The sequence below is a fragment of the Klebsiella pneumoniae complex sp. WS1778 genome (assembly GCF_049472055.1).
In the GTDB taxonomy this organism is placed as follows: domain Bacteria; phylum Pseudomonadota; class Gammaproteobacteria; order Enterobacterales; family Enterobacteriaceae; genus Klebsiella; species Klebsiella quasipneumoniae.
In genome coordinates this window covers 983414-1010082 of record NZ_JBKGTJ010000001.1, presented here as the reverse complement: position 1 = coordinate 1010082, position 26669 = coordinate 983414, and the positions used below count along the sequence as shown (strand labels likewise).

The following is a 26669-nucleotide window of genomic DNA, read 5'->3' as shown; positions in this document are numbered from 1 at the left end:
GGCGCCGAATGGCGCCCGCAGGAGAAGATTAACGCTGTTCGCCGCGACTGGCAATAACAGATTTGTACCAATAAAAACTCTTCTTTCGTTTCCGTGCCAGATTTTGCTGGTGGTCCACATAGACAAAGCCATATTGCTTTTGATATCCGTTGAGCCAGCTAAGCAGATCGATAAACGACCAGGGATAATAGCCGCGAACGTCAGCTCCCTGCGCCAGCGCCTTTTCCAGAGCGCCAATATGGCTGCTCAGGTAGTCGATTCGCGGATCGTCGACCACCTCACCGGCAATAATCGGGTCTTTCGCTCCCAGGCCATTCTCGGTGATATAGATCGGGATATCGCCATAGCGCGCCTTGATCATCATAATGCCGTCGGTTAGCCCCTGCGGCCAGATCTCCCAGCCCCATTCGGTATAAGTGCTCTGCGGATTACGCACGAAATAGAATAACCCCTCCACGCCAGGCTCGCCGCCGGTGGGGATTTCGGGCGGCTGGGCGGATACCGTTTCCCGACGATAGTAATTCAGACCGATAAAGTCACAGCGGTTGTCTCGCAGCAGCGCGTCGTCGCCTGGAGCAAAGCGCGGTACTCCCCACAGGGCTTGAGTCTGCGCCAGCAGGGCAGCAGGATAGGTGCCTTTTAGCACCGGATCGTACAGCCAGTGGGTATGGATGGCGTCAGCCAGGTCGGTAGCCTGCCTGTCCGCCTCGCTGTCGGTGAGCGGGGTATGCGGCTGCAGCACATTGACGAAACCAATCTCGCCCGCCACGGCCATCTCGCGAAACGCCTTCACCGCCAGCGCATGGGCGATAAACACGTGATGACAGGCCTGGATGGCGCGCGCCGGATCGCGAACGGCCGGCGGATGCAGGCCGTTAATGTAGCCGTGGCCGATAAAGACGATGGTCTCGTTAAAGGTAGCCCACAGCTTCACCCGCGAACCAAAGCGGGCGTAGCACAGGCGGGCGTACTCGGCGAAGGCTTCGGCGGTGCTGCGTGCTTCCCAGCCGCCCTCATCCTGCAGGGCCTGCGGCAGGTCCCAGTGATAGAGGGTAATCATCGGCTCAATATTATGCGCCAGCAGTTCATCGATCAGATCGCTATAAAACTGCACGCCTGCTTCATTAATCTCGCCGCGCCCGGTGGGCAGCAGGCGCGGCCAGGAGATGGAAAAGCGATAGCTCTGCAGGCCCATCTCGGCCATCAACGCCACGTCTTCGCGAAAACGGTGATAGTGATCGACGGCGATATCGCCGGTGGTCCCTTCAAAGGTGGTTCCCGGCAGGTGAGAGTAGATATCCCAGATTGACGGTCCCTTACCGTCAGCGTCGTGCCCACCTTCAACCTGATACGCTGCGGTAGCGGCACCCCATAGAAAATGTTGCGGAAAAGCGGCCATGAAAAAACTCCCAGTCTGATGATAGAGGGAGTGTAATCAAAGCAAGGATAACTGTGCAACCGGTTTCTGAAACCGGTTGCACAGTTGCGAAGCGGGTCACTGTTTCACGGCGGCGCTACTTTGTCTGCACCACATCCGCTGGCGGTGGCGACTGGTAGTTATCAATATGGTGCGCGATAACCAAAAGCAGTGCGGAAATCCCAAAAACAATCCAGCCAATAAGTTCTACAATACGAGTAAAAACAGTCGTCATAACACTTCAATATCCTTTGAACACAGTGGGAAATGTTACTCTATGGTCAGCAGATCACAAGGGGTATCTGTCTGATTTTGCACGCATGCGTTAAAACCTTAAGTGAAAAAATGATAAGTTTTATTCACGTTTTGTAAGAATATTCTCATTAGTCAGATATTGACATCAGCTGAATAAGAGAGGCGGTTAAATGAGTGATGCGATCCGGGTGGGGCTGGTGGGCTATGGCTATGCCAGCAAAACGTTTCACGCGCCATTAATCAGCGGCACGCCGGGCCTGGCGCTGACGACGGTCTCCAGCAGCGACGCGGCCAAAGTTCATGCCGACTGGCCTGGCGCGAAGGTGGTTAGTGCGGCGGGTGAATTGCTGAACGACCCGGAGATCGATCTGGTGGTCATCGCCACGCCGAACGACACCCACTTCCCACTGGCGAAAGCGGCGCTGGAGGCCGGTAAGCACGTGGTGGTGGATAAACCCTTTACCGTGACACTGTCACAGGCTCGTGAGCTGGAGAGCCTGGCGAAGCACTGTGGCCGGGTGCTGTCGGTATTTCACAATCGGCGCTGGGACAGTGATTTCTTAACGGTCAGAACGTTAATCGACGAAGGCCTGCTGGGAGAGGTGTGTTACTTCGAATCCCATTTCGACCGCTTCCGCCCGCAGGTACGCCAGCGCTGGCGGGAACAGGCGGGCCCCGGGAGTGGAATTTGGTATGATCTCGGACCGCATCTGCTCGACCAGGCGGTGGTGCTGTTTGGTCTGCCGGTGAGCATCACGGTGGATCTCGCTCAACTTCGGCCCGGCGCGCAATCCACCGACTATTTTCACGCGGTGCTGGCCTATCCACAGCGGCGGGTGGTGCTGCACGGCACATTGCTCGCCGCCGCGGAGAGCGCGCGCTTTATCGTCCACGGCTCGCGGGCCAGCTTTATCAAGTACGGTCTCGACCCGCAGGAGGAGCGGCTGAAAAATGGCGAGCGTTTGCCGCAGGAGGACTGGGGGTATGATATGCGTGACGGTACCCTGACCCGCGCCGAAGGCGACGAACGTAGCGAGGAGACATGGCTGACGCTACCGGGCAATTATCCCGCTTACTATGCCGCTATCCGCGATGCGCTCAATGGGGTGGGAGAAAACCCGGTTCCGGCCAGCGAGGCGATTCAAATCATGACCCTGCTTGAGCTCGGTATCGAGTCGGCCCGGCATCGCGCCACGCTCAGCCTTGTGTAAGAGATAGCCCGGCAGCGCGGCTGCCGGGCCGGCTATCAGCCTTTAGCCACCCGCTGAATGAGCGCGGCTTTTTCCTGTTCGCTCAGAAACGCCTGGGTCAGACCATTGATCTGGGCCTGGCGGATCTGCTCCCGGCTCAGGCCCGCCGCCGGCGCCGCCACGGTGTATTCGTGGATAATATCGACCCCCTGGACCGCCGGATCGTCAGTGTTGAGGCTCGCCAGCACGCCGTGCTCAAGGAACTGCTTCAGCGGATGCTGGGCCAGAGAGGGTACGGTGCTGGTTTGCACGTTCGAGGTGAGACAGGATTCAATCCCGATGCGGTGCTCGGCCAGATAGTCCATCAGGGCGGGATCCTGTACCGCTTTTACCCCGTGGCCGATACGCTCGGCGCCCAGCTCACGAATGGCCTGCCAGATACTTTCCGGGCCGGCCGCTTCGCCAGCGTGAACGGTGATATGCCACCCGGCATCGCGGGCCTGGTTAAAATGACTGAGGAACAGCGCCCCCGGGAAGCCCAGCTCATCGCCAGCGAGGTCGAGGGCGGTGATGCCATCGCGGTGGGCGAGCAGCGCCGCCAGCTCTTCCTGACAGGCCGCTTCGCCAAAGGTGCGGCTCAAAATGCCGATCAGGCGGGCGTCGACCTGAAAATCGCGGCACCCCTCACGTACCCCGGCGATCACTGCCTCTACCACGCCGTCAACCGGCAACTGGTGGGTCATCGCCATATAGCGTGGGGAGAAGCGCAGCTCCACGTAGTGCAGGCCATTGCGCGCCGCGTCTTCGACGTTCTCATACGCCACGCGACGGCAGGCTTCCAGCGAGGCCAGGACTTTCACCCCCCAGTCGAGCTTGGCGAGAAAACTGACCAGATCGGGCTCCAGGCTGGTGACCTGGACGTGGGGACGCAGCGTGTCAAGGGTGGTAGCGGGAAGGATGATATTAAACTCGCGGCCAAGATCGAGGATGGTTTGGGCCCGGATGTTACCGTCAAGGTGGCGGTGAATGTCGGTTAATGGCAATGAGGAATCAATCATGGTCGCACTCTTTTTTTAGTTAAAGTGCACGTCATTATACTACATGAGCATAACTGTTTAAAAGCATTGAAAAAATCTATGCGATACAAACAGCTGGGGGCAATCAGGTCATTTTTACGCGCTTTTTGACTGGCCCCTTCAAAACAGGGGCCGAATGTCATGATCGACGCGATCCTGACCAGACAAGAAAAGCACACGCGCTGACCGCGGCACCCGCAAGGCAGACCGCCTGCCATCCCCAGTGGGAATAAAGCTGTGTGGCAACGATAGCCCCTGCCGCGCTACCCAGCGAATAAAAACACATGTAAGCCCCAACCAGGCGGCTTGCTGCTGCAGGCCTGGCGGCAATGATCAGGCTCTGGTTAGAGACATGTACGGCCTGTACCGCAAAGTCCAGCGCAATGACGCCAGCTAACAGCCAGAGCAAAGAGGTTTCAACATAGGCGATAGGCAGCCATGAGAGAGCCAGCAGCGCCAGCGCCAAGCCGGTAGTACGCTGAGCCCATCCCTGGTCAGCCCACTTTCCCGCTCTTGAGGCGGCCAGCACGCCAGCGAGGCCGGCTAAGCCAAACATCCCCGCCTGGGTGTGCGAGAGGGAAAGGGCGGTAAGCGGCATGACCATAGTTGTCCATAGCATGCTGAAGGCGGCGAAGATAAGAAGCGCCAGGATGCCGCGCTTTCTCAGTTGCGGTTCAGTGATATATAGCTGAAACACTGACTTCAATAAGGAAAGGTAGGTGGACTTTTGTGGCTGCGATTGCTTTGAGGGCGAAGGCATGACCTTCCAGACGACACCGGCCATCAACAGCATCATACAGGCAGCCGTGAGATAAACGGCTCGCCAGCCGGCAATATCGGCTATCGCGCCTGAGATAAACCGAGACAACAGGATGCCTGAAACAATTCCGCTGGTCAGGGTACCCACCGCCTGGCCTCGTTTCTGCGGTGTCGCCAGTATTGCCACCCACGCCACCATCAACTGCACCACAACGGCCATCAGGCCAACGATCAGCATGGCGCCAAGCAGAGTGGCTATATTGGGGGATAACCCTGCTACAACTAACGCCGCCGCTGAAAGCAACAGCTGAGTCATCACCACGTATTTACGGTTCAGCCAGTCCCCGAGCGGAACCAGGAACAGTAAGCCAATGGCATAGCCCAACTGCGTAGCGGTGATGACGCCGCCAATCATGCCTGGCGCCACCTTGAGGCTGACCGCCATCGAGTCGAGTAAAGGTTGAGCTGAATAAACGTTGGCTACCGCCAGCGCGCAGGTCAGTGAAAACAACGTCGTTATCCCTGCGGTGAGCATCGCGTCAGGGGCTAACGCGGTTTGAATTCCGTGGCCGGTACACCTGCTTGTCTTATCTTTCATAAGAGACCTTCTATCTGATTGCTTTTTAAAACTCGTTTACCTATAGAAATAGCCATAGTGGTTTTTTTTTGCAACTGGTAAAACGGAAGATTAAGCTAGCATTAGTAGACAGATTGATGAGGAGCGCGCAGATGGCAAAACAGGAATCACTCAGAACCAGTGAATGTCCGGTGGCGAGAACGTTGGAATCAATTGGTGAACGCTGGTGCCTGATGATTATCCGCGAAGCATTTGACGATGTACGGAGATTCAGCGAGTTTCAAAAAAATTTAGGGCTGGCCAAAAATATCCTTGCCGCGCGCCTGAAGCACCTGGTCGAGATCGGTATTTTCGAGATTTTACCGGCATCGGATGGCAGCGCATATAAGGAATACGTCCTGACTGAAAAGGGGCGCTCCGTGTTTCCCATTGTTGTGGCGATGCGTCAATGGGGAGAGCGTTATATGTTTGAGCAGGGAGAAACCTACTCTGTCCTGCTGGATAACGAACACGGCCAGCCGCTTCAATATCTGGTTGTGCGTTCCGCTCAGGGAGATAAATTGCAACCAGGCGACTGTCATCGCCGGCGCGTTGTATCAGATACCAGCGCCGAATAATGTCGTGAAGGGTTTGCGGGATTCTAGTGAGAATACGATCGTACCGCTAAAGGGTTGTGGAACAATCCTGACCTATTTTTTGCGCACTGCTTCTGATGCTAACTCCCCGGACGCGTAACAGTGACCCGCCGCCAGCCGCATAATCATTTACATTTATATTTTATTTGAATGTATTCATGTTACATATTAAATTCTGCTTACTTTATCGACGATGAGGCAGGGATGCGGATGTGGAAAGCGTAATCCATAATAATATTGAGGGTTTTCTGCTGTTGTTATTAAGCATGTGGCCCATTCTGCTGGTGGTATTCGTTGGCGTCGCGATCTCCTTCTATACCATGCTGTTACGCAAAACGGCGCTGGCCTGCCTGCTGTTCGCCGTCGCCATCGGCGCCGCAGGCTGGAGCTTTGCCTGACGCCAGGCCTCAGGGTTTATCCAGCAGGCTCATACTGGAGGTGGCGGCGCCATCATTCAGATTGGACGGCGAATGCCAGTCGCGACCCGCCAGGGCGCTGTCTCCCTGACCACTACTGGCGACGCTGTCCTGCTGCGTCGACAGCGTTGACCCTTCAAGCGCTTCCTCTGCCCCCGACTGGTCGGGCAGAGAACTGCTATACCCGCCATTATTCGAATACGTATCCATACCGTTGACTTCATTCGGCACCGTGTCGGTAGTGGTCCCGTCATCGTTAATGCAAAATGAGCCGCCGATGCCGTTAGGCTGACAGTCCGCGGCGAAAATCGGGCTGGCCAGCGCGGTCAGCAGCAATAGCGGTAAACTGATTTTCTTCATTTTCATCTCCATACGCAGCGTGGCCGACAGATGTTCTCAACTATAGAGGGGAGAGCGCGGCGGCAGGTAACAAAAATGTTTAATTTTGTAATAGCGGATGGTATCCGGCGCCCGTTTGCGTGGTCCGGGTGCAGCGGCTCAGCACAATGCGGTAATCAATTGTTAATTCAACGTAAAGGTTAATGAAAATTTAAGAGAAGGCCGCTATGTTGGCACAATCACTCTTTCCATTAAGGATATTCCATGCGCGATAAATATTCCGGCCTGCAGATCGGCATCCACTGGCTGGTCTTTCTGCTGGTGGTGGTGGCCTATGCGGCGATGGAGCTGCGCGGATTTTTCCCCCGCAGCGATCGGCCGCTGATCAATATGGTTCATGTTTCCTGCGGAATCACCATTTGCGTGCTGATGGTGGCGCGTCTGCTGGTGCGGCTGAAAATGCCGACGCCGCCGATCGTGCCAAAGCCGTCACCGATGATGACTGGTTTCGCCCATCTCGGCCATCTGATTATCTATCTGCTGTTTATCGTCCTGCCGCTGATTGGCATGGTAATGATGTACTGGCGCGGGAATCCCTGGTACGCCTTTGGCCTGACGATGCCGTATGCTCCGCAGAGCGATTTTGAGCGGGTGGACACCCTGAAAGCGATCCATGAATGGTTAGCGAACGCCGGTTACTTCGTGATTGGCCTGCATGCCTTTGCTGCGCTGCTCCATCATTACTGGTGGAAAGATAATACCCTGCTGCGAATGATGCCCCGTAAGCGCTGAAGGGTTTGCTTCAACATTCAGACCCCGTCCCGCGACGGGGTTTTTTTTGCCTTTGTGGTGAATAAAATATAGTATACCCCCCTATATGATACGGAGGCGTTATCGTGCCACATTCACCTGAAGATAAAAAACGGGCGCTCAGCCGCGTACGACGCATCCGCGGCCAGGTTGAAGCCCTTGAACGCGCGCTGGAGTCCGGCGAGCCCTGTATGACTATCCTGCAGCAGATCGCCTCGATTCGCGGGGCGGCAAACGGTCTGATGGGCGAAATGGTGGAGATCCACCTGCAGGACGAGCTGGTCAGCGGCGACACCACCCCGGACCAGCGGGCCGCGAGAATGGCAGAGGTCGGTCATCTGCTACGATCCTATTTAAAATAACATCACGACGAGGAAGAGACAGTTATGAAATCACGCGCAGCAGTGGCCTTTGGCCCCGGTCAGCCGTTAAAAATCGTAGAGATTGACGTCGCGCCGCCGAAAAAAGGCGAAGTTCTGGTGAAAATCACCCATACCGGCGTGTGCCATACCGATGCTTTCACCCTTTCCGGCGACGATCCGGAAGGGGTCTTCCCGGCGGTGCTGGGCCATGAAGGCGGCGGCGTGGTCGTGGAAGTGGGCGAGGGCGTCACCAGCCTTAAGCCGGGCGATCATGTCATCCCGCTGTATACCGCCGAATGCGGCGAGTGCAAATTCTGTAAGTCGGGTAAAACCAATCTCTGTCAGGCGGTACGCGCTACCCAGGGCAAAGGGCTGATGCCGGACGGCACCACCCGTTTCTCGTATAACGGCGAACCGATTTATCACTACATGGGCACCAGCACCTTCAGCGAATACACGGTCTGCGCTGAGATCTCGCTGGCGAAAGTCAATCCGCAGGCGCCGCTGGATAAAGTGTGTCTGCTGGGCTGCGGCGTGACCACCGGTATCGGCGCGGTGCACAACACGGCGAAGGTTAAGGCCGGGGATACCGTCGCGGTCTTTGGTCTGGGCGGCATCGGCCTGGCGGTGATCCAGGGCGCTGTGCAGGCGCAAGCCGGGCGCATTCTGGCAGTCGATACCAACCCGGATAAGTTCACTCTCGCTAAAGAGATGGGGGCTACCGACTTTATCAACCCCAACGACTACGATAAGCCGATTCAGGATGTGATCGTTGAGCTGACCGACGGCGGGGTGGATTTCAGCTTCGAGTGCATCGGTAATGTCAATGTGATGCGCGCGGCGCTGGAATGCTGCCATAAGGGTTGGGGCGAGAGCGTCATTATCGGCGTGGCCGGCGCCGGGCAGGAGATCAAGACCCGTCCGTTCCAGCTGGTGACAGGCCGCGTGTGGCGCGGCTCCGCCTTTGGCGGCGTGAAAGGCCGTAGCCAGCTGCCGGGAATGGTGGAAGACGCGATGGCGGGTAAAATTCGCCTCGACCCGTTTATTACTCATCGCCTGCCGCTGGAGCAGATTAACGAGGCCTTTGACCTGATGCATGAAGGCAAATCGATTCGCACCGTGATCCACTTTGGCGACCAGTAATCACTAACGCGCAAGGCGTTTCGGCAACAGCAAAAAAGGGCCCGGATGGGCCCTTTTACTTAAGTCAATCAGTGATGGTCAGGGAGCGCGTAGGCGATAATGTAATCGCCGCGATCCGGAGACTGACGGGCGCCGCCCGCATTGATAATGATGTACTGCTTACCGGTTTTCGGCGACACGTAGGTCATCGGGCCTGACTGGCTGCCAACCGGCAGACGGGATTTCCAGATCTCCTTGCCGTTAGCGGTATCAAAGGCGCGCAGGTAGAAATCCTGAGTGCCGGCGAAGAACAGCAGCCCGGACTGCGTCGCCAGCGACGCGCCAAGGGTCGGCATACCGATCGGAATCGGCATGTGCATGCGGATCCCCAGCGGCCCGGTATCTTCTACGGTACCTACCGGCACCTGCCACACCAGTTTCCCGGTTTTCAGATCCACCGCGGACATGGTGCCGAACGGCGGCTTCTGGCACGGAATGCCCAGCGGCGACAGGAAACGTTCGCGCATGGCGCCAAACGGCGTGCCTTCCATCGGCACGATGCCCATCTCGATGCCGCTGGCGTCTTTCGCCACCTTCTCGCGCGGCACCATATAGTTGGCGAGACCCAGACGCATATCGTTAACGAACATCAGGCTGTTGTTGGGATCCACCGAGACGCTGCCCCAGTTCATGCCGCCAAGCGAGCCCGGGAACTGCAGGGAGCGGTCTTCCCCCGGCGGGGTAAAGACGCCCTGATGGCGCATCTCTTTGAACTGGATACGGCACAGCAGCAGGTCGATCGGCGTCGCTCCCCACATATCGGACTCGGTCAGCGTCTGGTTACCGATCATCGGCATTCCCACCGAGTAAGGCTGCGTCGGCGAGTAGCGCTCGCCTTTGACATTGCCCACCGGCACCGGCCGCTCTTCCACTTTCGCCACCGGCTCGCCGGTTTCGCGGTTGAGCATAAAGATCATGCCCTGCTTGCTGGTCTGCACCAGCACCGGGGTGGTGCCGCCCTTGCCGTCAGGCAGATCGTACAGCAGCGGCTGAGACGGCAGGTCAAAGTCCCACAGGTCGTGGTGGGTGGTCTGGAAGTGCCAGCGTACCTGGCCGGTAGCGGCATCCACGGCGACGATGGAGGAGCTGTATTTATCGTCCAGCGCGGTTCGTTCGCCGCCAAAGAAGTCAGGCGTAGCGTTACCGGTCGGCAGATAGATCAGGTTCAGCTTCGCGTCGTAAGACATCGCCGACCAGACGTTCGGCGTGCCGCGCGTATAGGTCTGGCCCTCCGGCGGTACGCCGGTCAGCGCCGGATTACCCGGATCCCACGCCCAGGCCAGTTTACCGGTGTGGACGTCAAACGCACGGACCACCCCCGGCGGTTCGCCGGTAGAGTAGTTATCCGCGACGCGGCCGCCGACCACCACCACATTACCCGCGACCAGCGGGGTGGAGGTCTGCTGATAGTAGCCTGCTTTGACTTCGCCCATCCCGACGCTAAGGTCGACAATACCGCGATCGCCGAAGCTCTCGCACAGTTTGCCGGTGTCGGCATCAATGGCGATCAGGCGGGCATCGATCGTCGGCAGGAACAGACGACGGGAGCAAGCGGCAGGCTGAGCGCCTGACGCTGGCGTCGTCTGCGCCTGGCTATCTTCGTAATAGCCTAAGCCGCGGCAGCGCTGCCAGTTAGGCGAAGAGGATTTGGAATCATAGCGCCATTTCTCTTTGCCGCTGTCGACATCCAGCGCCAGCACTTTGCTGTAAGGGGTACAGACGTAGAGGGTATCGCCAATCTGCAGCGGGGTATTCTGATCTTCCGCGCCGGAGCCATTGCTCTGTGGGATATCGCCAGTATGCGCCACCCAGGCTACCTGCAGCTGCTTGACGTTTTGCTTGTTGATTTGATCCAGGGCGGCGAAGCGGTCGCCGTGGGTGGTGTTGCCCCAGTGCGCCCAGTTTTTCTGCTCTTCGCCCGGCGCGACGGGTTTCACCGGCACCGCTTCCGTGGCGCTGACCAGCGGTTCGGATTTAAACATCCAGCCAAAGCTTCCCGCCAGCGCCACGGCGAGCACGGCGGCGATGGCAAAAGCCGGGCCTTTTTTCGTCGGCGAGCTGGCAAGGAAAGGCCAGACCAGGGCGGCGAGGAAGGCCAGCACGCCAAGGGCGAACAGACGCGAGAAGAGCGGCCAGAAGTTCCAGCCAGCGTCGCCGATCGCCCAGATCACCGAAGCGATAAACGCCACGGCGTACAGCAGAATACCCCCGCGGCGGCGACGGAAAATCAGCACCGCCGCGATAACCATCACCACGCCCATCAGCGCGAAGTACAGCGTGCCGCCGACGAGAGCCAGTTTTGCCCCCAGAATACCGATAGCCAGACCGATGATCAGCATCAGTCCGGCGAGAAGCCACTGCAGGATCCGGGGGAATCCGCGCGGCGCGTTGCCAGTTGTCATGAAATCTCCTTAACCACACCAGCCACCTCAGTGCGAACCAAATGAAACAAAGTTATTTTGTTTTATTTTTGAATGAAGTGGTTTGTATCTTCATAAAGCCAAATTTATTGCCTGTTTTGATTTCGTATGAACCATTTGGTGAAATCGCGATATGATAGATCTGTTAAAGAAATTTGCGCAAATGTTAATAAATAATTTCGCACTAAATGATTATTTTGCTGAATGTGACGCAGTCAGCGTTGGCTCCCCGGCCGCTACGGGCCGGGGGATCAGCGGATCAGGCAGGCATTGATTTACGAATAGCGCTGAGCAGGGTTTGTGTCCCGGGGGTCAGCGTCGCATCGACGCGGGTTAGAATGCCGATGGGCTCCCCGGCGCCCTGGGTGGCAATCGGCAGGGCGGTCAGTACGCCACGGCGAAGATCGTCTTTCACCGCCCCGGAAGGGACGAACCAGACATAGTCAAAATCGACCGTCAGCTGGCGCGACAGTGAAGCGGAGAGTGTCTCGATGCAGCCGGCGGGCATTTTACAGCCCTGGCTCTGGAGCAGCGCTTCGGCGTTTTGCCGCGGCACGGTGCCCTTTGGCGAGACCACCACCGGCCACTCCATCACCCGACTGAGGGTCACGGTCTCCTGCAGCAGAGGATGTCCCGGACGTACCACCAGCTTAAGGGATTCCAGGAACAGCAGTTCGTAATGCAGCCCGCTCATCAGCTCCGGATCGGACATCCGTCCGATGCCGATGTCGATCTCCCCGGATTTTAACCCGGCGAGCAGCATGGTGTTGTTCATGGTGGCGACCTGCAGCGTGATATCTTTTTGCTGCTTATGGAACTGGCCGATCACCGTCGGCAGGATCCCCAGCGCGGCGGTAGGTAGCGCGCCGATGCGCACGATATCGTTATTCAGGCCCTCTTTACGGTTCAGCGCCTGGCCCGCCGAGTTAAGGGCATCAAGCACTTTCACGGCATGAGTCAGAAACTGTTCCCCGACCAGGGTCAATTGCGCCCCCAGACGTCCCCGCTCAAACAGACGGGTACCGGTCAGCTGTTCAAGCTCGTTAAGCGTTTTTGAAAGTGCTGGCTGGCTCAGATTTAAAGTTTCAGCCGCGCGCCCCAGCGTTCCCTGTTGAGCGACGGCCACGAAGGTGTGTAGATGGCGCAAGCGAATGCGCTGACTGAAGAGACCATTTTTTTCCATAGTAAGATGATGTTAAAAACACAGCGGTGAAAGAGACAAGCGGCCTTGTTTAAATTTGATAACCAGATAGCAAAATATTATTAACATTTGAGCTGATTACATTACAAGATCTTTCCCTATGGTTTAACACGCCGTCGCCCCGGCTGTACGGGGCGACGGCGGTGGTCAGCATGGCCGCTAGATATCGAAAAAGACGGTTTCGTTCTCGCCCTGCAGATAAATGTCGAAACGATAGACCACTTCCGCACCGCGAACCTCGCGCTCGGCGATTAAGGTTTTGCGTCTCACCTCCCATTCGATGAGATTCAGCACCGGGTCGCTGGCATTGGCCTCGTGCTCATCGGCGAAATACATCCGCGTATTCAGGCCAATGTTGATCCCCCGCGCCACCACCCACAGATTGACGTGCGGCGCCATCAGACGGCCGTCGCGGCCAACCACCGCGCCGGGCTTGATGGTTTCAAAGCGCCAGACGCCGGAGGTGAAGTCAGAGCAGGTGCGCCCCCAGCCGCGAAAGCCTGGGTCGACCGCTTTCTGCTGCTGACGGTCCTCAGGATGGTTATAGCGTCCCGCGGCGTTAGCCTGCCAGATCTCCAGCAGCACGTCGCGGACCGGAGTCCCGGAGCCGTCGATAACCCGGCCTTCAATGGTGATCCGTTCCCCGACCGTATCGGCGGTGGTGAGAACCGGACCAAAATTTTTTTCAAAAATATGAAAACCCGCCGCGTCCGGTGCCAGACCGATATGAACATAGGGTCCCGCAGTCTGCGAGGCGGTTTCAGGCAGATACTCTTTCATCGGGCGGCCCCCTGAGTGCGATTTTCAAACAGCGTGGCGCGATGGCCGCGCAGAACAAGGTCGAAGCGGTAGGCCAGACAATCCAGCGGCACGGCGGCGTGCATGTCCAGCTCGGCGATCAGGGTGCGCACGGCGTCGTCATTATTAATGGTCCTGACGATCGGGCACTGCTTGATCAACGGGTCGCCTTCGAAATACATTTGGGTGATCAGGCGCTGGGCCCAGGCGTCGCCTGAAAGCGAGAAATGAATATGCGCCGGACGCCAGTCGCTGGCCTGGTTGCGCCAGGGGTAGGGGCCGGGCTTGATGGTGCGAAAACAGTAATAACCGTTCTCGTCGGTCAGCACCCGACCGCAGCCGCCGAAGTTCGGGTCAATCGGCGCCAGATACTGATCTTTTTTATGTCGATAGCGGCCGCCGGCATTGGCCTGCCACACTTCCACCAGGGTGTTTTTCATTGGTCGGCCGAAACCATCCCGCACATAGCCGTGCACAATGATCCGCTCGCCAATCGGCAGGCCTTCTTTGGCATAGTTAAGGATAAGGTCATTATCCAGCGGGCCCAGGTCGTCGCGGCTAAACACCGGGCCGGTGATCTCTGACAGCGAGTTCTGCAGGGAGATTAGGGCGTTTTTCGGGGAGCGCAGGACGCTGGTTTTATAGCCCGGGGCGTAAGCGGGCGGGTGACTACTGTAATCGCGATGGATAACCTCGCGCGGGGACCATTTATCGTTCATCGGGTACTCCGTATAGAGGGTAGAAAGGCATGTTGTTGTAATGTCGCCAGAAACAGTGTGTGTAAATATATTGTTAATTTAAAGTGAAATTACCGGGTGTTTTTCATAACCGTCGGTTATGCCCTGCGCCATGCCCATGACCGGAAGCAGGTTATCGCCATCACAGTTTGTAAATTCTTCCCCCCGCCGGGAGGCAGCTTTCCTACACTCCAGGAAGTATTCACTGGAGGTAACACATCATGGCGAACACCATCACGGCTGATGAGATTCGGGAGCAGTTTTCGCAGGCCATGTCGGCCATGTACCAGCAGGAAGTTCCGCAGTACGGGACGCTGCTGGAGCTGGTGGCTGACGTCAACCTGGCGGTACTGGAAAATAATCCGAAGCTGCATGAACAACTGGCCAACGCCGACGAGCTGGCTCGCCTGAACGTTGAGCGCCACGGGGCGATCCGCGTGGGCACAGCGGAGGAACTGGCGACGCTGCGTCGCATGTTTGCCATCATGGGGATGTATCCCGTCAGCTATTATGATCTTTCACAGGCCGGCGTGCCGGTTCATTCCACGGCGTTTCGTCCTGTCGACGATGCCGCGCTGGCGCGCAATCCGTTTCGGGTTTTTACCTCGCTGCTGCGTCTGGAACTGATCGAAAACCGCGCTCTGCGTGAGCGAGCCGAGGCGATCCTCGCCCGGCGCAACATATTCACTCCCCGCTGTCTGGCGCTGATCGCCCGGCACGAGGCCGAAGGGGCGTTCACCCCTGCGGAAGCCCGCGAGTTCGTGCAGGAGGCGCTGGAGACCTTCCGCTGGCACCGGCATGCCACCGTTGATGAGGAGACCTACCACGCGCTGCATCGCGAGCATCGCTTGATTGCTGATGTGGTCTGCTTCCCGGGATGTCATATCAACCACCTCACGCCGCGGACGCTGGATATTGACCGCGCGCAGGCCCTGATGCCGGAGTGCGGCATTGAGCCAAAGGCCCTGATCGAAGGTCCGCCGCGCCGGGAGGTACCGATCCTCCTGCGACAGACCAGCTTCAAGGCGCTTGAGGAGCCAGTAATGTTCGCCGGCGAACACCGCGGCACTCACAGCGCCCGCTTCGGCGAAATTGAGCAGCGCGGCGTGGCGCTGACGCCAAAAGGACGCGCGCTATACGACCGATTGCTGCAGGCAGCAGGGACCGGCAAAGACAATCTCAGCCACCAGCTGCATCTGCAGGAGGTATTCCGCGAATTTCCCGACAGCGAATTTCTGCTGCGTCAGCAGGGGCTGGCCTGGTTTCGCTACCGCCTGACGCCGGCTGGCGAGGCCCATCGCCACGCGTTTCGCCCGGGCGACGATCCCCAGCCGCTGATCGAGCGCGGGTGGATAGTGGCCCAGCCTATCGTCTATGAGGATTTTTTACCGGTCAGCGCGGCGGGCATTTTTCAGTCCAATCTGGGTAACGAAACCCAGGCCCGCAGCCACGGGAATGCCAGCCGCGAAGCCTTTGAAGCGGCGCTGGGTTGTCCGGTGCAGGATGAATTTGAACTGTACCAGCAGGCGGAGGAGCGCAGCAAACGACGTTGCGGTCTGCTGTAAAATCAGTAACCTGCTGGCATCAGCCTTACAGGGAGCAGGTTATGCAACATCCGTCGAAACCGTTGGCGAAAACCCGGCAGGGCACGCTGGCCGGGAGTGCAGAGCAGGGGATCCATATCTGGCGCGGCATTCCGTACGCCGCGCCGCCCGTGGGGCCGCTGCGCTGGCGCGCGCCGCAGCCTCCCGCCCGCTGGCCGGGCGTGCGTCAGGCCGACGCCTTTTCCGCCGCCAGCTGGCAGGACATTGACTACTGCCGCGAACTTGGCGGCGGGGATCCCGGTCGCTTCAGCGAAGACTGTCTCTATCTCAACGTCTGGGCCCCCGCCAGCGCAGCGCAGCCGCTGCCGGTGATGGTCTGGCTGCACGGTGGCGGGTTTACCATCGGCGCCGGTAGCCTGCCGCCTTACGATGGCCTGGCGCTGGCCAGCCGCGACGTGGTGGTGGTGACGGTCAACTACCGTCTGGGCCACCTCGGCTTTTTCGCCCACCCGGCGCTGGAAGAAGAGGCGGGCGAGCGGCTGTATAACTTCGCGCTGCTCGACCAGATCGCCGCCCTGCAGTGGGTCCAGGAAAACATTCACGCCTTCGGCGGCGACGCCGCCAACGTCACGCTGTTTGGCGAATCCGCCGGCGCGCGCAGCGTGCTGTCGCTGATGGCCTCGCCGAAAGCGAAAGGGTTGTTCCATAAAGCGATTATTCAGAGCGGGTATACCTTACCCGATCTGCCGCGGGAAAAGGCGCTGGAGAAAGGCCGTCTGCTGGCGGAGCATTTCGCCTTACCACAGGCCAGCGCTGAGCAACTGCGGGCAATCCCGGCGGAGGCCTTCTGGTCGCTTTCCGCCCCGCTGAATATCGGGCCAGCGCCCATTGCAGGCGATATCGTGCTCCCGCAGCCGATGCTGGAGACCTTTTTTGCCGGGCGCCAGCATCCGATGCCGGTGATCATCGGCTCCAACAGCGATGAAGCCAGCGTGATGGCGGTGTTTGGCGTCGACATCGCCGGGCAGATCCAGAAACTGCGCCGTGAGCGCCGTCTGGGTCTGGGACTGATCAAACTCCTCTATCCCGGCGTAAAAGGCGATGAAGCGCTGGGGCGGGAAGTCTGTCGGGATATGGCGTTTACCACCCTCGGCTATGTGGTGATGCAGGCCCAGCAGCGCGTGGGCCAGCCATGCTGGCGGTACTGGTTCGATTATGTCGCGGAAGCGGAACATGACGCCTATCCGCACGGCGCCTGGCACGGCAACGAGGTGCCCTACGTGTTTGATAACCTGCGGCTCACCGATCCGGTGCGGCAGTATGCCAGTGAAGCGGATCTGGCCTTCGCCGCTCAGGTCGCTGACTACTGGGTCCAGTTTGCCCGCGTCGCCAGCGGCGAGCAGGTGCTTGCCGGCGCGGTGCGCTGGCCGGCGTGCCTGCGCGGACGGGATCGTTTGCTGCGCATTGGCCTGCATAAGCGTGCCGGGTTTAAAGTGGAGAATCGCTTTATGCGCGCCCGGCTGGCGCTGTTTCGCCGGGTGATGAAGCACCACGTGACCCTCGAATAAAGGGGATGGGGGCGGCTCAGCGGGGCACGCCCCTGCTGCAGGCCGCGGGTGGCTAAGAAACGGCCCGGCGATGAGACAGGGCGCCGGGAGAGTGCTGTCCGCTTTGTTTAAGACGGGTTTGCGTTAGATATTGCGCTCTCCCTCCGCCGGCGATGAAAAAACAGCCTGTTCTGGTAGACAGGGCTTTTTTACCGTTTTTCTGCTGGCAACAATTGGATTATTAATCGTTTTTGTCTAGAGTGGGCGGAAATTATCACGCAGCGTGATGACGCGTTGCGAATCATTTCACCCGTGCAGAAGGACGCTTTCTCAGGCATGAACCGCAGACGTTTTCTTAAATCTTCCATGGCTGTTGCCGCCGTATGCGGAACGTCAGGAGTCGCTTCCTTATTCAGTCAGGCCGCGTTTGCTGAAGACGCGGGCATTGCCGACGGGCAGACGCGTCGGTTCGATTATGCCGTGCTGCAGGCGATGGCCCACGATCTGGCGCGCCAGCCGTGGGGCGGGGCACCGCGCGATCTGCCGCCGACGCTGGCCAATCTCACCCCGCAGGCTTATAACAGCATTCAGTATGACGCTAACCACTCGCTATGGAACAATATTGAAGAACGCAAACTGGATATCCAGTTTTTCCACGTCGGGATGGGGTTCCGTCGCCGCGTGCGCATGTTCTCTTTAGACGCCGCCACCCAGCAGGCGCGCGAGATCCACTTCCGTCCGGAGCTGTTCAAGTACAATGACGCCGGGGTAGATACCCGGCAGCTGGAAGGGCAGTCCGACCTCGGCTTCGCCGGGTTCCGGGTATTTAAAGCACCTGAGCTGGCGCGCCGGGATATCGTGGCGTTTCTCGGCGCCAGCTATTTTCGCGCGGTAGACAGCACCTACCAGTATGGCCTGTCGGCCCGTGGGCTGGCGGTGGATACCTTTACCGATACCCCGGAAGAGTTCCCCGATTTCACCTCTTTCTGGTTCGAAACGGTCAAAGGGGACGCCACGGTCTTTACCGTTTACGCCCTGCTCGACAGCCCGAGCATCACTGGCGCCTACAAGTTCACCATCCACTGCCAGGATACCCAGGTCATTATGGACGTGGAGAACCATCTCTACGCCCGCAAGGATATCAAACAGCTGGGGATCGCGCCGATGACCAGCATGTTCAGCTGCGGCAACAACGAGCGTCGGATGTGCGATACCATCCACCCGCAGATCCACGACTCCGATCGGCTGTCGATGTGGCTGGGCAACGGCGAATGGGTCTGCCGGCCGCTGAACAACCCGCAGAAGCTGCAGTTCAACGCCTTCCAGGACAAGAACCCGCGCGGCTTTGGTCTGCTGCAGCTGGACCGTGATTTTTCCCACTACCAGGACGTGATGGGCTGGTATAACAAGCGTCCCAGCCTGTGGGTTGAGCCGCGTAACCAGTGGGGCAAAGGGGCGGTCAGCCTGATGGAGATCCCGACCACCGGTGAAACGCTGGATAATATCGTCTGCTTCTGGCAGCCGGAAAAGGCAGTGAAGGCGGGCGACGAACTCGACTTCAGCTACCGTCTCTACTGGAGCGCACAGCCGCCGGTCAGCACACCGCTGGCGCGTGTGCTCGCCACCCGCACCGGGATGGGGGGCTTCCCGGAGGGATGGGCGCCGGGCGAACACTACCCGGACAAGTGGGCGCGTCGTTTTGCCATCGACTTTGTTGGCGGCGATCTGAAAGCGGCCGCGCCGCGCGGTATTGAACCGGTGATCACCCTCTCCAGCGGCGAAGCGAAGCAGATTGAAATCCTCTACGTCGAGCCGTTCGATGGCTACCGGATCCTCTTCGACTGGTATCCGACTTCCAACTCGACCGACCCGGTGGAGATGCGTCTGTTCCTGCGCTGTCAGGGAGAAGCCATCAGCGAAACCTGGCTCTATCAGTACTTCCCGCCGGCGCCGGATAAACGTAACTACATTGACGACCGGATCATGAAATAACCCCATGACAGCCGTGGCCCCAGGCACCCCCTGCGGGCCCGTAGAGAGCCCCATGACCACAGACATTCCAGCAGTACCGGAGTCGATCCCGGTGACCGAGGCGCTGACGCTTATCGCCATTGATGAACGCTACGTCAGCGACCTGCACCAGCTGGTGGTGAAAAACCAGCGCTGGCTACAGCAGTCGCTCAGCTGGGCCGGCGAGGTGCGCAGCGAAGAGGAGACCCGCCGCCATGTGCAGGGTAACGTGATGCTGCATCAGCGGGATTACGCCAAAATGTTTTTGCTGTTTCTCGAAAAGCGGCCGATTGGCGTTCTGTCGTTTAACCAGATCGAGCCGCAGAATAAGACGGCCTATATTGGCTACTGGATCGATGAGGATCACCAGGGGCAGGGGTATCTGTCCCGTTCCCTGCAGGCCTTTATCCACCACTATGCCCGCAGCGGGCTGGTGCGCCGGTTTGTGATCAAATGTCGGGTGGCGAATACCCGCAGCAACCAGGTGGCGTTGCGTAACGGGTTTGTTCTGGAAGGCTGTCTCCGACAGGCCGAGTATCTGAACGGCAGCTATGACGATCAGAATATCTACGCCCGTATTATTGACCGCGACGAGGCGCTACAGGGCGCCTAACAGCGGCGTTCGGGTGATCTGCTGTTGGCCGCCGAGGGTCTTCGGGCCGCGCAGGTGAATGGCTTCTCCTTCCCGTGCGGCGATTTGCACCTCGTCCCCAAGAGTGACCTGGTGCTCAACGATCACATCGCCGACGATGACAGCCCGCCCCTGGATCAGCACGTCATCATCAAGCAGAATCGGTCCACCGCGCAGCTGCGCCTCGCCGCCCACCATCGCCCGATGCTTTAGCAGACAGTTGCCTTCAATCACCGCATTCTCCGCGACCTGCGAGCTGTAGCGCACGGTGGGAATGGCGTCCTCACCGCGTCCCGCGATCAGACGGGCATGCCCGTAAATCCGCGCGTTATCGCACACCCAGACGTCGTTCTCCTCGTTTCCCTCGAGCCTGGCATGGTCAAAGACTTCCGCCCGATGTTCGACAAAAGCGTGTTCGACGAAGGCCTCGCCATAGATCTGCGCCTGGTGGAGAATGCGCGACGCGCTGACGGTGGCTCGCTGATAAATCTGCAGCACTTTGTCGCGATCGGCGGTCAGCCCACGGGCGGCAATGACTTGACAGTGGGGCAGAAGACGAGCCTCATCGGCGAGGCGACAGAAGCCGCGCACCAGACTCTGGCTAATCGTGACGTTGTCACCAATCTGCGCGTGATGGCTGACCTGCGAGGCGTGAATGGATGCCCGTCCGCTGATGATAGCCCCATGGCTGACCACGCAGGGGCCATTGAGTCGGGCATCGTCGAGGATGCGCGCCCCGGCGAAGACCACGCTATTGGCATCGTAGATCCAGCACTCTCCCTGCTGGCTGAGGGCGCTTTCTTCATCCACCCAGCCGCCTTCGCTGCCCGCTTTGACGTCAGCGAAATCGATAAGCGCCACAATCTGGCGCAGGGTGACGCACTGTTTGCCATCCTCTTCCTGGTAACAATACTGCCGGGTCTGTTCGCTGAGACGGTATTTACGCATTCCCGATCCTCATTACTTATGGTTAACATAAACATAGCAAAGATCGCCGTAGCGCGTGGTATAAGGTTCCTTTAGAATGCAACTTCAAATTTAATTGATAACATCAATAAAATGAGCAAAACGTATAGGTCGCAGCAGGTGCTTAACCTGCCGGCGGGATATTTTGGCATGGTGCTTGGCACCATCGGGATGGGCTTTGCCTGGCGTTACGCCAGCACCCTCTGGCCGGTCAGCCGCAGTATTGGTGATGGGCTGGTGACGCTGGCGATAGCGATATGGGTCCTGCTCAGTATGGCGTTTATCAGCCGGGCGATCCGCTTTCCGGCGAGTGTGCTGCAGGAGATGCGACATCCGGTCAGCAGCAGCTTCGTCAGCCTGTTTCCCGCCACCACGTTGCTGGTATCGATTGGTCTGGCGCCCTGGTGCCGACCGCTGGCCATCGGGCTGTTTGTGCCGGGCGTGGCGCTGCAGCTGGCCTATGCCGCCTGGCAAAGCGGCGGCCTGTGGCGGGGAAACCATCCTCGCGAGGCCACTACGCCGGGGCTGTATCTGCCCACGGTGGCGAATAATTTTATCAGCGCGATGGCCTGCGGCGCGCTGGGGTTTACCGACGCCGGACTGGTGTTCCTTGGCGCCGGGGTCTTCTCCTGGCTGAGCCTCGAGCCGGCTATCCTCCATCGTCTGCGCAGCGCAGGCGAACTGCCGACCGCGCTGCGCACGTCGCTGGGGATCCAGCTGGCGCCTGCGCTGGTGGCCTGCAGCGCCTGGCTCAGCGTTAACGGCGGTGAGGCCGATACCTTCGCTAAGCTGCTGTTCGGCTACGGTCTGTTACAGCTGCTGTTTATGCTGCGTCTGATGCCCTGGTATCTTCGCCAGCCGTTCAATGCTTCTTTCTGGAGCTTTTCGTTCGGTATCTCCGCCCTGGCCACCACCGGCCTGCATCTGGGCCAGGCGAAGGCGGACGGCTTTTTTCATCATCTGGCGCTGCCGCTCTTTATTTTTAGCAATCTGGTCATCGGCCTGCTGCTGCTGCGCACAGGGCTGCTGTTGGTCAGCGGGAAACTGTTGCTACAGGTCGACCGGGAAACACTCCTGAATAAGAAGGAAGGATCATGACAACGCGAGACGCGGATTATTTTAGTGAAAAATATGGCCTGACCCGCACCCACTCTGAGGTGCTGCATGCCGCGACGATTGTGCCGCCGGGAAGGGCGCTGGATCTGGGCTGCGGCAACGGACGTAACAGTCTTTATCTGGCGGCGAATGGCTTCACGGTGACGGCGTGGGATAAAAATGCGATGAGCATCAACAATCTGGAGACTATTCGCGCCGCCGAAGGGCTGGATAATCTGCAGACCGCGGTGAAAGACCTCAACAGCCTGGCCTTTGACGGCGAGTATGATCTGATCCTCTCCACCGTAGTGATGATGTTCCTCGAGCCTGACACCATCCCTGGACTCATCGGCAATATGCAGCGCTGCACCGCCGCCGGGGGCTATAACCTGATTGTCGCGGCGATGGACACCGAGGACTATCCCTGCACCGTCGGCTTCCCGTTTGCTTTTAAACCCGATGAACTTCGGGAGTACTACCGGGACTGGGAATTACTGAAATATAATGAGGACGTCGGTGAGCTGCATCGGACCGACGCCAGCGGCAACCGGATCAAATTGCGCTTCGCCACGCTGCTGGCGCGCAAGCCCGCATAATCCTCAGCGGCGCGTGTAATTACTGAGATTGACCGCGCCGCCTCTCACGAATACACCTCGGATCAAGAAGCGCGAAAATCCTCGCTGAAAAGAAAGGTTAAAGCCGACCTGTTAACGTTTTAAGTAATTATTTAATAACGTAATGTTGATCCCATCAATATTTGTATATCTTCCTTGACGAAGCCCTCATTTTGTCACAAAACTACTGGGTCTTATCTGCTATAACGTCTGCCGAAAAAACTGCATTTACAGGGATCTCTTTATGCGTACTCGCGTGTTATTTAAAGTCGCCGCTCTGGCGGGGATGTTAGCGTTGACGGGCTGTGCGTCCAAACTGGCGCAACCTAATCAGTATTCGGGCTTTTTAAAAGACTATTCCAACCTGAAAGAAGCCACCACTGCCTCCGGTAAGTCGGAGCTGCGTTGGATCGATCCAAACTACAATCCGGCCAACTACGATAATGTCGTCTACCATCCGGTAACGTACTATCCAGTACCGAAGCCGACGACCCAGGTGGGTGAAAAGGCGCTGCAGGATATTTTGAATTACACCAACAAACAGCTCAAACAGGCCATTTCCGAGCGTAAACCGCTGGCAACCACCGCCGGCAAGCGTAGCCTTATTTTCCGCGGGGCGATTACCGGAGTGGACTCCAGCAAAGAAGGGCTGCAGTTCTATGAAGTGGTTCCGGTAGCGATGATTGTTGCCGGTACTCAAGCCGCCACCGGCCATCGTACGATGGACACCGACCTCTATTTTGAAGCCGAACTGATTGACGCCAGCACCAACAAGCCGGTGATCAAAGTGGTTCGTAAAGGTGAGGGCAAAACCCTGGCCAATGAAAACACGCCGCTGACTATCGAAACCATGAAGCAGGTGATCGATGATATGGCGGTAGACGCCGTCAAATTCGACCCTTCCCAGCGGTAATCTCGTCAGCGCCGTCTGCCGACGGCGCTGATTTATCTTCCGCCGTTTCAGGCCAGCTTTCGGCGCAGCAGCAGCTGTTCCGGTTTGGCAAACATCACCAGATTACCCAACAGGATCAGCGCCAGTCCGATAACGGCGTTGCTGTGCCATACATACCCTTCATAGACGGTGGAGATGGACAGGGCGACCAGCGGAAACAGCAGCGTACTGTAGGCGGCTTTGCTGGCGCCGATGCGCCCTACAAGGGTGAAATAGGCGCCGAAGGCGACAACTGAGCCGAACAGCGCCAGGTAAAGCAGGGCGCCAAGATAGCTGACGGTCCACTCCGGCATGAAATTATCCCCGCGGAGCAGAGCGATAGCCCCCATCACCAGCGTGCCGTACAGCATCGCCCAGCTGTTGGTGGTCAGCGTCTCCAGCCCCCGCCGCTGGTGACGAATACTGAACATATTGCCCAGCGAAAAGCCATAGGTGCCCAGCGCGCTCAGACCGATCCCCCACAGTAGCGTAGCGTTTAGCCCGTTGGCCAGCAGGTCATCCCAGAACAGGGTGACGATACCGGCCAGACCGAGCGCGGCGGCAGCCCAGAAGCGTCCCGGCGGCTGCTGGCGGAAGAAAAGAAAGCTGTTGATGGCGTTAAACAGTACCGCCATGGAAAAGATCACCGACTCCAGACCGGTGTTGATCCAGGCGGCGGCGGTATAAAAGCACCAGAAATTGAAGCAGAAGACGCAGCAGCCCTGCAGCAGGCAGCAGAAATGGTCCTTCGCGCCCAGCGGCCGCAGACGTCGTGTGACGAGCAGAATCGTCAGCATTGTGACGCTGGCCACGGCGAAACGCCAGAATATCGATACCGGCGCCGCCACCGGCCCCTGTTGTAAAAAAATAGCAATCCACGTCGTCCCCCAGATAACGACAACGAGTGCATAAAGTAATGCGTTCACCCTGGTTCTCCTCTGCTTGTTGAACGGAGGAGTATGCCGCCTGCCGCAACCTGCGGCTTTCATCCGCTTGTTGTCGGCTTGCAAATTCTTGCGCTTATTTGTCTTTTGCCGGCGGTGAGGACTGGAAACCGCATCGCAGTCTCCCTAGACTAGAGTTTTCTTGACAGAACAGATGTGTGAAGGCGATGGGTTACGGGACGTTTGAAACATTACGGCGACAGAATGCGGTGCTGAAGGGCACCGTGGAGCTGAATTCCGGTATTCAACTGGCCGCGTGGTATAACAACTGCGATACCGTGACGGTGCGCAGCGATCATCATACCTTAAGCCTGTACATCGCCGATGGTTATGAAAGCTATCAAAAGACGCCGCACGGCTGGAAGAATGGCGGCGGCCCGGATCGCTTTTGCCTGATGCCGAAAGGCGATGAAAGCGTCTGGGATATCCGCGGCGATCTGTCGTTTGTCCATCTCTATTGTACCGATGCGCATCTGCGCCGCGTTGGGGAGGAAGTGTGGGATCGCAGCCCGGCTAACTTCACCCTGCAGGAAAAAACCTTCGCCAGCGATGACAAAATCACCAGCGTGTATCGTCAGTTTTTGCTGGCTAATGACTGGCGACAGCCGGCGAACCAGCTGACACTTAGCGCCGCCAGCAGTTTGTTGCTCACCCATCTGATCCAGCACTATTCCACAGTGCAGTGGCGCTTGCCCTCGGTCACAGGAGGACTGGCGCCAGGGGTGAAGCGTCACGTGCTGGCCTGGATTGACGCTCATCTCGATCAGCCGTTGACCCTGGCCGACCTGGCGCAGCAGGCGGGACTGAGTGAATTTCATTTTGCCCGTATGTTCCGCCAGTCGCTGAATATGGCTCCGCATCAATATGTGATGCAGCAGCGAATGGCGAAGGCGCAAAACCTGATCTGCCACAGCGCGCTGCCGCTCACCGAGATCGCTCTGGCCTGCGGTTTCAGCTCCGCCAGCCATTTCAGCCATCGGGTCAAAGCCGCCACCGGCCTGACGCCCTCCCAGCTACGGGCGGCGCAGCGCGGATAACACGCCGTAGCTCACTCCGCCGAGCATCACGCCCCAGAACGCCGAACCAATTCCCGCCAGCGTCACCCCGCTGGCGGTGATCAGAAAGGTCAGCACCGCCGCGTCGCGCTCACTGGCCTGGTGTACCGCCTGAAACAGGCTACCGCCGATGGTGCCGAGCAGCGCCAGGCCGGCCAGCATCTGGATCCACGCTGTCGGCAGGGCCGACATCAGTGCAGTGATCGATCCCCCGAACAGACCGGCCAGCAGATAAAAACCGCCGGCAGCCATGGCCGCCAGCCAGCGCTGCTGAGGATCCGGGTGCGCTTCCGGGCTCTGGCAGATGGCGGCAGTGATCGCCGCAATACAGATGGAGTAGACCCCAAACGGCGCCAGCAGCAGCGCCAGCCCCCCGCAGACAACGATCAGCGCGGAGACCGGTACGACATAGCCTGCTGCCTGCAGGGTAGCGAACCCGGGCGCGTTCTGTGAAGCCATGGTGACGAGGAAGAACGGCAGGCCGACGCTGAGAAGCAGCGCCGGGGTAAACTGCGGGGCGATCCATTCCGGTGCGACAAACGCCAGCGGCACAGCGGCGCTGGCTACTTCCCCGGAGACCGCGGCTACCAGCGCCCCCGCAGCCAGCGCGGCCACCACGGCGAAGCGGGGCCACAGCGCCTTACACAGAAGCCAGGCGGCGAGCATGCCGCCGCACAGCAGCAGATGATCCTGTAAGCCGGCGAAGGCTTGCAAACCGAAACGCAGCAGAATGCCGGCCAGCATTGCGGCGGCCAGCGAATGGGGAATGATTTTCATCAGCCAGGCAAACAGGCCGGTGACGCCGCAGAGGACGATCAGCGCATTGGCGAAGATAAATACCCCCACCGCCTCGGGGAGGGTCACCCCCTGCAGGCCGCTGACCAGCAGGGCGGCGCCCGGCGTTGACCAGGCGGTGAGCACCGGCACTTTTCGCCAGCCGCTCAACGCGAGGGTGCTGACGCCCATGGCGAGGCCCAGGGCCGTCATCCAGCCGGCGATCTGCCCGGGCGTGGCGCCGGCGGCCGCGGCGGCCTGCCAGATGATGGCGGCAGAACTGGCGTAGCCCACCAGCACGGCGACGAAGCCGGCGAACAGGGTGGGAAGCGGAACGGTAAACGAGCGCATAGTTTTCTCTTGTGCGTTATAACGTCCGTTTAC

The 26669-nt window shown here is 58.8% G+C and carries 26 protein-coding genes; 14 read left to right on the top strand and 12 right to left on the bottom strand.

The window, feature by feature from the left end:
* Positions 1-28: 28 nt before the first annotated feature.
* Positions 29-1399 carry a GH1 family beta-glucosidase gene (locus tag ACLEXF_RS05185; RefSeq protein WP_060655927.1) on the bottom strand — a complete coding sequence of 457 codons (1371 nt, stop codon included), beginning with the start codon at positions 1397-1399 and terminating at the stop codon, positions 29-31.
* A 115-nt stretch (positions 1400-1514) separates the two neighbouring features.
* The gene (gene blr / locus ACLEXF_RS05180; RefSeq protein WP_012541534.1) at positions 1515-1652 is read right to left on the bottom strand and encodes a division septum protein Blr; all 138 of its coding nucleotides are present in this window, start codon (positions 1650-1652) and stop codon (positions 1515-1517) included.
* A gap of 190 nt (positions 1653-1842) precedes the next feature.
* Between blr and ACLEXF_RS05175 the strand changes: the two genes are divergently transcribed.
* Entirely contained in the window at positions 1843-2883 is a 1041-nt protein-coding gene (locus ACLEXF_RS05175) for an oxidoreductase (protein ID WP_004202837.1), read from the top strand.
* 35 nt (positions 2884-2918) lie between these two features.
* On the opposite strand, the gene add is transcribed toward ACLEXF_RS05175, so the two are convergent.
* Positions 2919-3920, bottom strand: a complete 1002-nt coding sequence (gene add / locus ACLEXF_RS05170) for an adenosine deaminase (RefSeq protein WP_062914272.1) — start codon at positions 3918-3920, stop codon at positions 2919-2921.
* Between the two features lie 157 nt (positions 3921-4077).
* On the bottom strand, positions 4078-5232 hold the full coding sequence (locus ACLEXF_RS05165; RefSeq protein ID WP_060655925.1) for an MFS transporter: 1155 nt from the start codon (positions 5230-5232) through the stop codon (positions 4078-4080).
* A 194-nt stretch (positions 5233-5426) separates the two neighbouring features.
* On the opposite strand from ACLEXF_RS05165, the gene ACLEXF_RS05160 reads away from it, so the two are divergent.
* Together ACLEXF_RS05160 and ACLEXF_RS05155 are read left to right on the top strand one after the other, a co-directional pair.
* Entirely contained in the window at positions 5427-5891 is a 465-nt protein-coding gene (locus ACLEXF_RS05160; RefSeq protein WP_057215607.1) for a winged helix-turn-helix transcriptional regulator, read from the top strand.
* Between the two features lie 230 nt (positions 5892-6121).
* Positions 6122-6307, top strand: coding sequence for a hypothetical protein (locus tag ACLEXF_RS05155; RefSeq protein WP_004202827.1), 186 nt, complete (start codon positions 6122-6124; stop codon positions 6305-6307).
* A gap of 9 nt (positions 6308-6316) precedes the next feature.
* On the opposite strand, the gene ACLEXF_RS05150 is transcribed toward ACLEXF_RS05155, so the two are convergent.
* A complete protein-coding gene (locus ACLEXF_RS05150; protein ID WP_211774202.1) occupies positions 6317-6685 on the bottom strand; it encodes an RND transporter in 369 nt (122 codons plus the stop codon).
* A gap of 243 nt (positions 6686-6928) precedes the next feature.
* Here ACLEXF_RS05150 and cybB point away from each other — a divergent pair, with 243 nt between their 5' ends.
* The 3 genes from cybB to ACLEXF_RS05135 all read left to right on the top strand — a co-directional run bounded on the left by cybB (position 6929) and on the right by ACLEXF_RS05135 (position 8979).
* On the top strand, positions 6929-7456 hold the full coding sequence (gene cybB, locus ACLEXF_RS05145) for a cytochrome b561 (RefSeq protein ID WP_004202824.1): 528 nt from the start codon (positions 6929-6931) through the stop codon (positions 7454-7456).
* Between the two features lie 104 nt (positions 7457-7560).
* Entirely contained in the window at positions 7561-7836 is a 276-nt protein-coding gene (locus ACLEXF_RS05140; protein WP_004202822.1) for a metal/formaldehyde-sensitive transcriptional repressor, read from the top strand.
* Between the two features lie 24 nt (positions 7837-7860).
* Positions 7861-8979, top strand: coding sequence for an S-(hydroxymethyl)glutathione dehydrogenase/class III alcohol dehydrogenase (locus tag ACLEXF_RS05135; protein WP_004202819.1), 1119 nt, complete (start codon positions 7861-7863; stop codon positions 8977-8979).
* Positions 8980-9047: 68 nt separating this feature from the next.
* Here ACLEXF_RS05135 and ACLEXF_RS05130 read toward each other — a convergent pair whose 3' ends face one another.
* From ACLEXF_RS05130 to pcaH, 4 genes are all read right to left on the bottom strand, one after another.
* Positions 9048-11420 (bottom strand): glucose/quinate/shikimate family membrane-bound PQQ-dependent dehydrogenase, encoded by a 2373-nt coding sequence (locus ACLEXF_RS05130; RefSeq protein WP_135729990.1) that lies wholly within the window; start codon positions 11418-11420, stop codon positions 9048-9050.
* 277 nt (positions 11421-11697) lie between these two features.
* Positions 11698-12621 (bottom strand): LysR substrate-binding domain-containing protein, encoded by a 924-nt coding sequence (locus ACLEXF_RS05125; RefSeq protein WP_004143800.1) that lies wholly within the window; start codon positions 12619-12621, stop codon positions 11698-11700.
* Between the two features lie 177 nt (positions 12622-12798).
* The gene (gene pcaG, locus ACLEXF_RS05120; RefSeq protein WP_004202817.1) at positions 12799-13419 is read right to left on the bottom strand and encodes a protocatechuate 3,4-dioxygenase subunit alpha; all 621 of its coding nucleotides are present in this window, start codon (positions 13417-13419) and stop codon (positions 12799-12801) included.
* Positions 13416-14156 carry a protocatechuate 3,4-dioxygenase subunit beta gene (gene pcaH, locus ACLEXF_RS05115; RefSeq protein ID WP_004202816.1) on the bottom strand — a complete coding sequence of 247 codons (741 nt, stop codon included), beginning with the start codon at positions 14154-14156 and terminating at the stop codon, positions 13416-13418. The genes pcaG and pcaH overlap by 4 nt, the downstream gene beginning before the upstream one ends.
* Before the next feature lie 239 nt (positions 14157-14395).
* On the opposite strand from pcaH, the gene hglS reads away from it, so the two are divergent.
* The 4 genes from hglS to rimL all read left to right on the top strand — a co-directional run bounded on the left by hglS (position 14396) and on the right by rimL (position 19888).
* Positions 14396-15739: a 2-oxoadipate dioxygenase/decarboxylase HglS gene (hglS, locus tag ACLEXF_RS05110; protein ID WP_023318417.1), complete on the top strand. Its 1344-nt coding sequence runs from the start codon at positions 14396-14398 to the stop codon at positions 15737-15739.
* Positions 15740-15780: 41 nt separating this feature from the next.
* The gene (locus ACLEXF_RS05105) at positions 15781-17286 is read left to right on the top strand and encodes a carboxylesterase/lipase family protein (RefSeq protein ID WP_023318416.1); all 1506 of its coding nucleotides are present in this window, start codon (positions 15781-15783) and stop codon (positions 17284-17286) included.
* A 315-nt stretch (positions 17287-17601) separates the two neighbouring features.
* On the top strand, positions 17602-19257 hold the full coding sequence (locus tag ACLEXF_RS05100; RefSeq protein WP_043519995.1) for a glucan biosynthesis protein D: 1656 nt from the start codon (positions 17602-17604) through the stop codon (positions 19255-19257).
* Positions 19258-19309: 52 nt separating this feature from the next.
* Entirely contained in the window at positions 19310-19888 is a 579-nt protein-coding gene (gene rimL, locus ACLEXF_RS05095; protein WP_004202802.1) for a 50S ribosomal protein L7/L12-serine acetyltransferase, read from the top strand.
* Here rimL and ydcK read toward each other — a convergent pair.
* A complete protein-coding gene (gene ydcK, locus ACLEXF_RS05090; protein WP_049092912.1) occupies positions 19874-20854 on the bottom strand; it encodes a YdcK family protein in 981 nt (326 codons plus the stop codon). The genes rimL and ydcK overlap by 15 nt on opposite strands.
* A gap of 111 nt (positions 20855-20965) precedes the next feature.
* On the opposite strand from ydcK, the gene tehA reads away from it, so the two are divergent.
* The 3 genes from tehA to ACLEXF_RS05075 all read left to right on the top strand — a co-directional run bounded on the left by tehA (position 20966) and on the right by ACLEXF_RS05075 (position 23494).
* Entirely contained in the window at positions 20966-21970 is a 1005-nt protein-coding gene (gene tehA, locus ACLEXF_RS05085) for a dicarboxylate transporter/tellurite-resistance protein TehA (protein ID WP_049092914.1), read from the top strand.
* Positions 21967-22563 carry a tellurite resistance methyltransferase TehB gene (gene tehB, locus ACLEXF_RS05080; RefSeq protein ID WP_017900473.1) on the top strand — a complete coding sequence of 199 codons (597 nt, stop codon included), beginning with the start codon at positions 21967-21969 and terminating at the stop codon, positions 22561-22563. The genes tehA and tehB overlap by 4 nt, the downstream gene beginning before the upstream one ends.
* Before the next feature lie 262 nt (positions 22564-22825).
* On the top strand, positions 22826-23494 hold the full coding sequence (locus tag ACLEXF_RS05075) for a DUF3313 domain-containing protein (protein WP_004202796.1): 669 nt from the start codon (positions 22826-22828) through the stop codon (positions 23492-23494).
* Between the two features lie 47 nt (positions 23495-23541).
* Here ACLEXF_RS05075 and ACLEXF_RS05070 read toward each other — a convergent pair whose 3' ends face one another.
* On the bottom strand, positions 23542-24438 hold the full coding sequence (locus tag ACLEXF_RS05070; protein ID WP_032456156.1) for a DMT family transporter: 897 nt from the start codon (positions 24436-24438) through the stop codon (positions 23542-23544).
* A 185-nt stretch (positions 24439-24623) separates the two neighbouring features.
* Between ACLEXF_RS05070 and ACLEXF_RS05065 the strand changes: the two genes are divergently transcribed.
* Positions 24624-25493 carry an AraC family transcriptional regulator gene (locus ACLEXF_RS05065; RefSeq protein ID WP_004202793.1) on the top strand — a complete coding sequence of 290 codons (870 nt, stop codon included), beginning with the start codon at positions 24624-24626 and terminating at the stop codon, positions 25491-25493.
* Here the strand turns inward: ACLEXF_RS05065 and ACLEXF_RS05060 are convergent.
* A complete protein-coding gene (locus ACLEXF_RS05060; protein ID WP_114465543.1) occupies positions 25470-26636 on the bottom strand; it encodes a benzoate/H(+) symporter BenE family transporter in 1167 nt (388 codons plus the stop codon). The two genes, ACLEXF_RS05065 and ACLEXF_RS05060, sit on opposite strands and share 24 nt — an antisense overlap.
* Between the last annotated feature and the right edge of the window lie 33 nt (positions 26637-26669).

Excerpts from the sequence above, each read along its gene's own strand:
- ACLEXF_RS05185 (WP_060655927.1), bottom strand. The coding sequence starts at position 1,399 with ATGGCCGCTTTTCCGCAACATTTTCTATGGGGTGCCGCTACCGCAGCG.
- blr (WP_012541534.1), bottom strand. The coding sequence starts at position 1,652 with ATGACGACTGTTTTTACTCGTATTGTAGAACTTATTGGCTGGATTGTT.
- ACLEXF_RS05175 (WP_004202837.1), top strand. The coding sequence starts at position 1,843 with ATGAGTGATGCGATCCGGGTGGGGCTGGTGGGCTATGGCTATGCCAGC.
- add (WP_062914272.1), bottom strand. The coding sequence starts at position 3,920 with ATGATTGATTCCTCATTGCCATTAACCGACATTCACCGCCACCTTGAC.
- ACLEXF_RS05165 (WP_060655925.1), bottom strand. The coding sequence starts at position 5,232 with ATGCTCACCGCAGGGATAACGACGTTGTTTTCACTGACCTGCGCGCTG.
- ACLEXF_RS05160 (WP_057215607.1), top strand. The coding sequence starts at position 5,427 with ATGGCAAAACAGGAATCACTCAGAACCAGTGAATGTCCGGTGGCGAGA.
- ACLEXF_RS05150 (WP_211774202.1), bottom strand. The coding sequence starts at position 6,685 with ATGAAGAAAATCAGTTTACCGCTATTGCTGCTGACCGCGCTGGCCAGC.
- cybB (WP_004202824.1), top strand. The coding sequence starts at position 6,929 with ATGCGCGATAAATATTCCGGCCTGCAGATCGGCATCCACTGGCTGGTC.
- ACLEXF_RS05135 (WP_004202819.1), top strand. The coding sequence starts at position 7,861 with ATGAAATCACGCGCAGCAGTGGCCTTTGGCCCCGGTCAGCCGTTAAAA.
- ACLEXF_RS05130 (WP_135729990.1), bottom strand. The coding sequence starts at position 11,420 with ATGACAACTGGCAACGCGCCGCGCGGATTCCCCCGGATCCTGCAGTGG.
- ACLEXF_RS05125 (WP_004143800.1), bottom strand. The coding sequence starts at position 12,621 with ATGGAAAAAAATGGTCTCTTCAGTCAGCGCATTCGCTTGCGCCATCTA.
- pcaG (WP_004202817.1), bottom strand. The coding sequence starts at position 13,419 with ATGAAAGAGTATCTGCCTGAAACCGCCTCGCAGACTGCGGGACCCTAT.
- pcaH (WP_004202816.1), bottom strand. The coding sequence starts at position 14,156 with ATGAACGATAAATGGTCCCCGCGCGAGGTTATCCATCGCGATTACAGT.
- hglS (WP_023318417.1), top strand. The coding sequence starts at position 14,396 with ATGGCGAACACCATCACGGCTGATGAGATTCGGGAGCAGTTTTCGCAG.
- ACLEXF_RS05105 (WP_023318416.1), top strand. The coding sequence starts at position 15,781 with ATGCAACATCCGTCGAAACCGTTGGCGAAAACCCGGCAGGGCACGCTG.
- ACLEXF_RS05100 (WP_043519995.1), top strand. The coding sequence starts at position 17,602 with ATGAACCGCAGACGTTTTCTTAAATCTTCCATGGCTGTTGCCGCCGTA.
- rimL (WP_004202802.1), top strand. The coding sequence starts at position 19,310 with ATGACCACAGACATTCCAGCAGTACCGGAGTCGATCCCGGTGACCGAG.
- ydcK (WP_049092912.1), bottom strand. The coding sequence starts at position 20,854 with ATGCGTAAATACCGTCTCAGCGAACAGACCCGGCAGTATTGTTACCAG.
- tehA (WP_049092914.1), top strand. The coding sequence starts at position 20,966 with ATGAGCAAAACGTATAGGTCGCAGCAGGTGCTTAACCTGCCGGCGGGA.
- tehB (WP_017900473.1), top strand. The coding sequence starts at position 21,967 with ATGACAACGCGAGACGCGGATTATTTTAGTGAAAAATATGGCCTGACC.
- ACLEXF_RS05075 (WP_004202796.1), top strand. The coding sequence starts at position 22,826 with ATGCGTACTCGCGTGTTATTTAAAGTCGCCGCTCTGGCGGGGATGTTA.
- ACLEXF_RS05065 (WP_004202793.1), top strand. The coding sequence starts at position 24,624 with ATGGGTTACGGGACGTTTGAAACATTACGGCGACAGAATGCGGTGCTG.
- ACLEXF_RS05060 (WP_114465543.1), bottom strand. The coding sequence starts at position 26,636 with ATGCGCTCGTTTACCGTTCCGCTTCCCACCCTGTTCGCCGGCTTCGTC.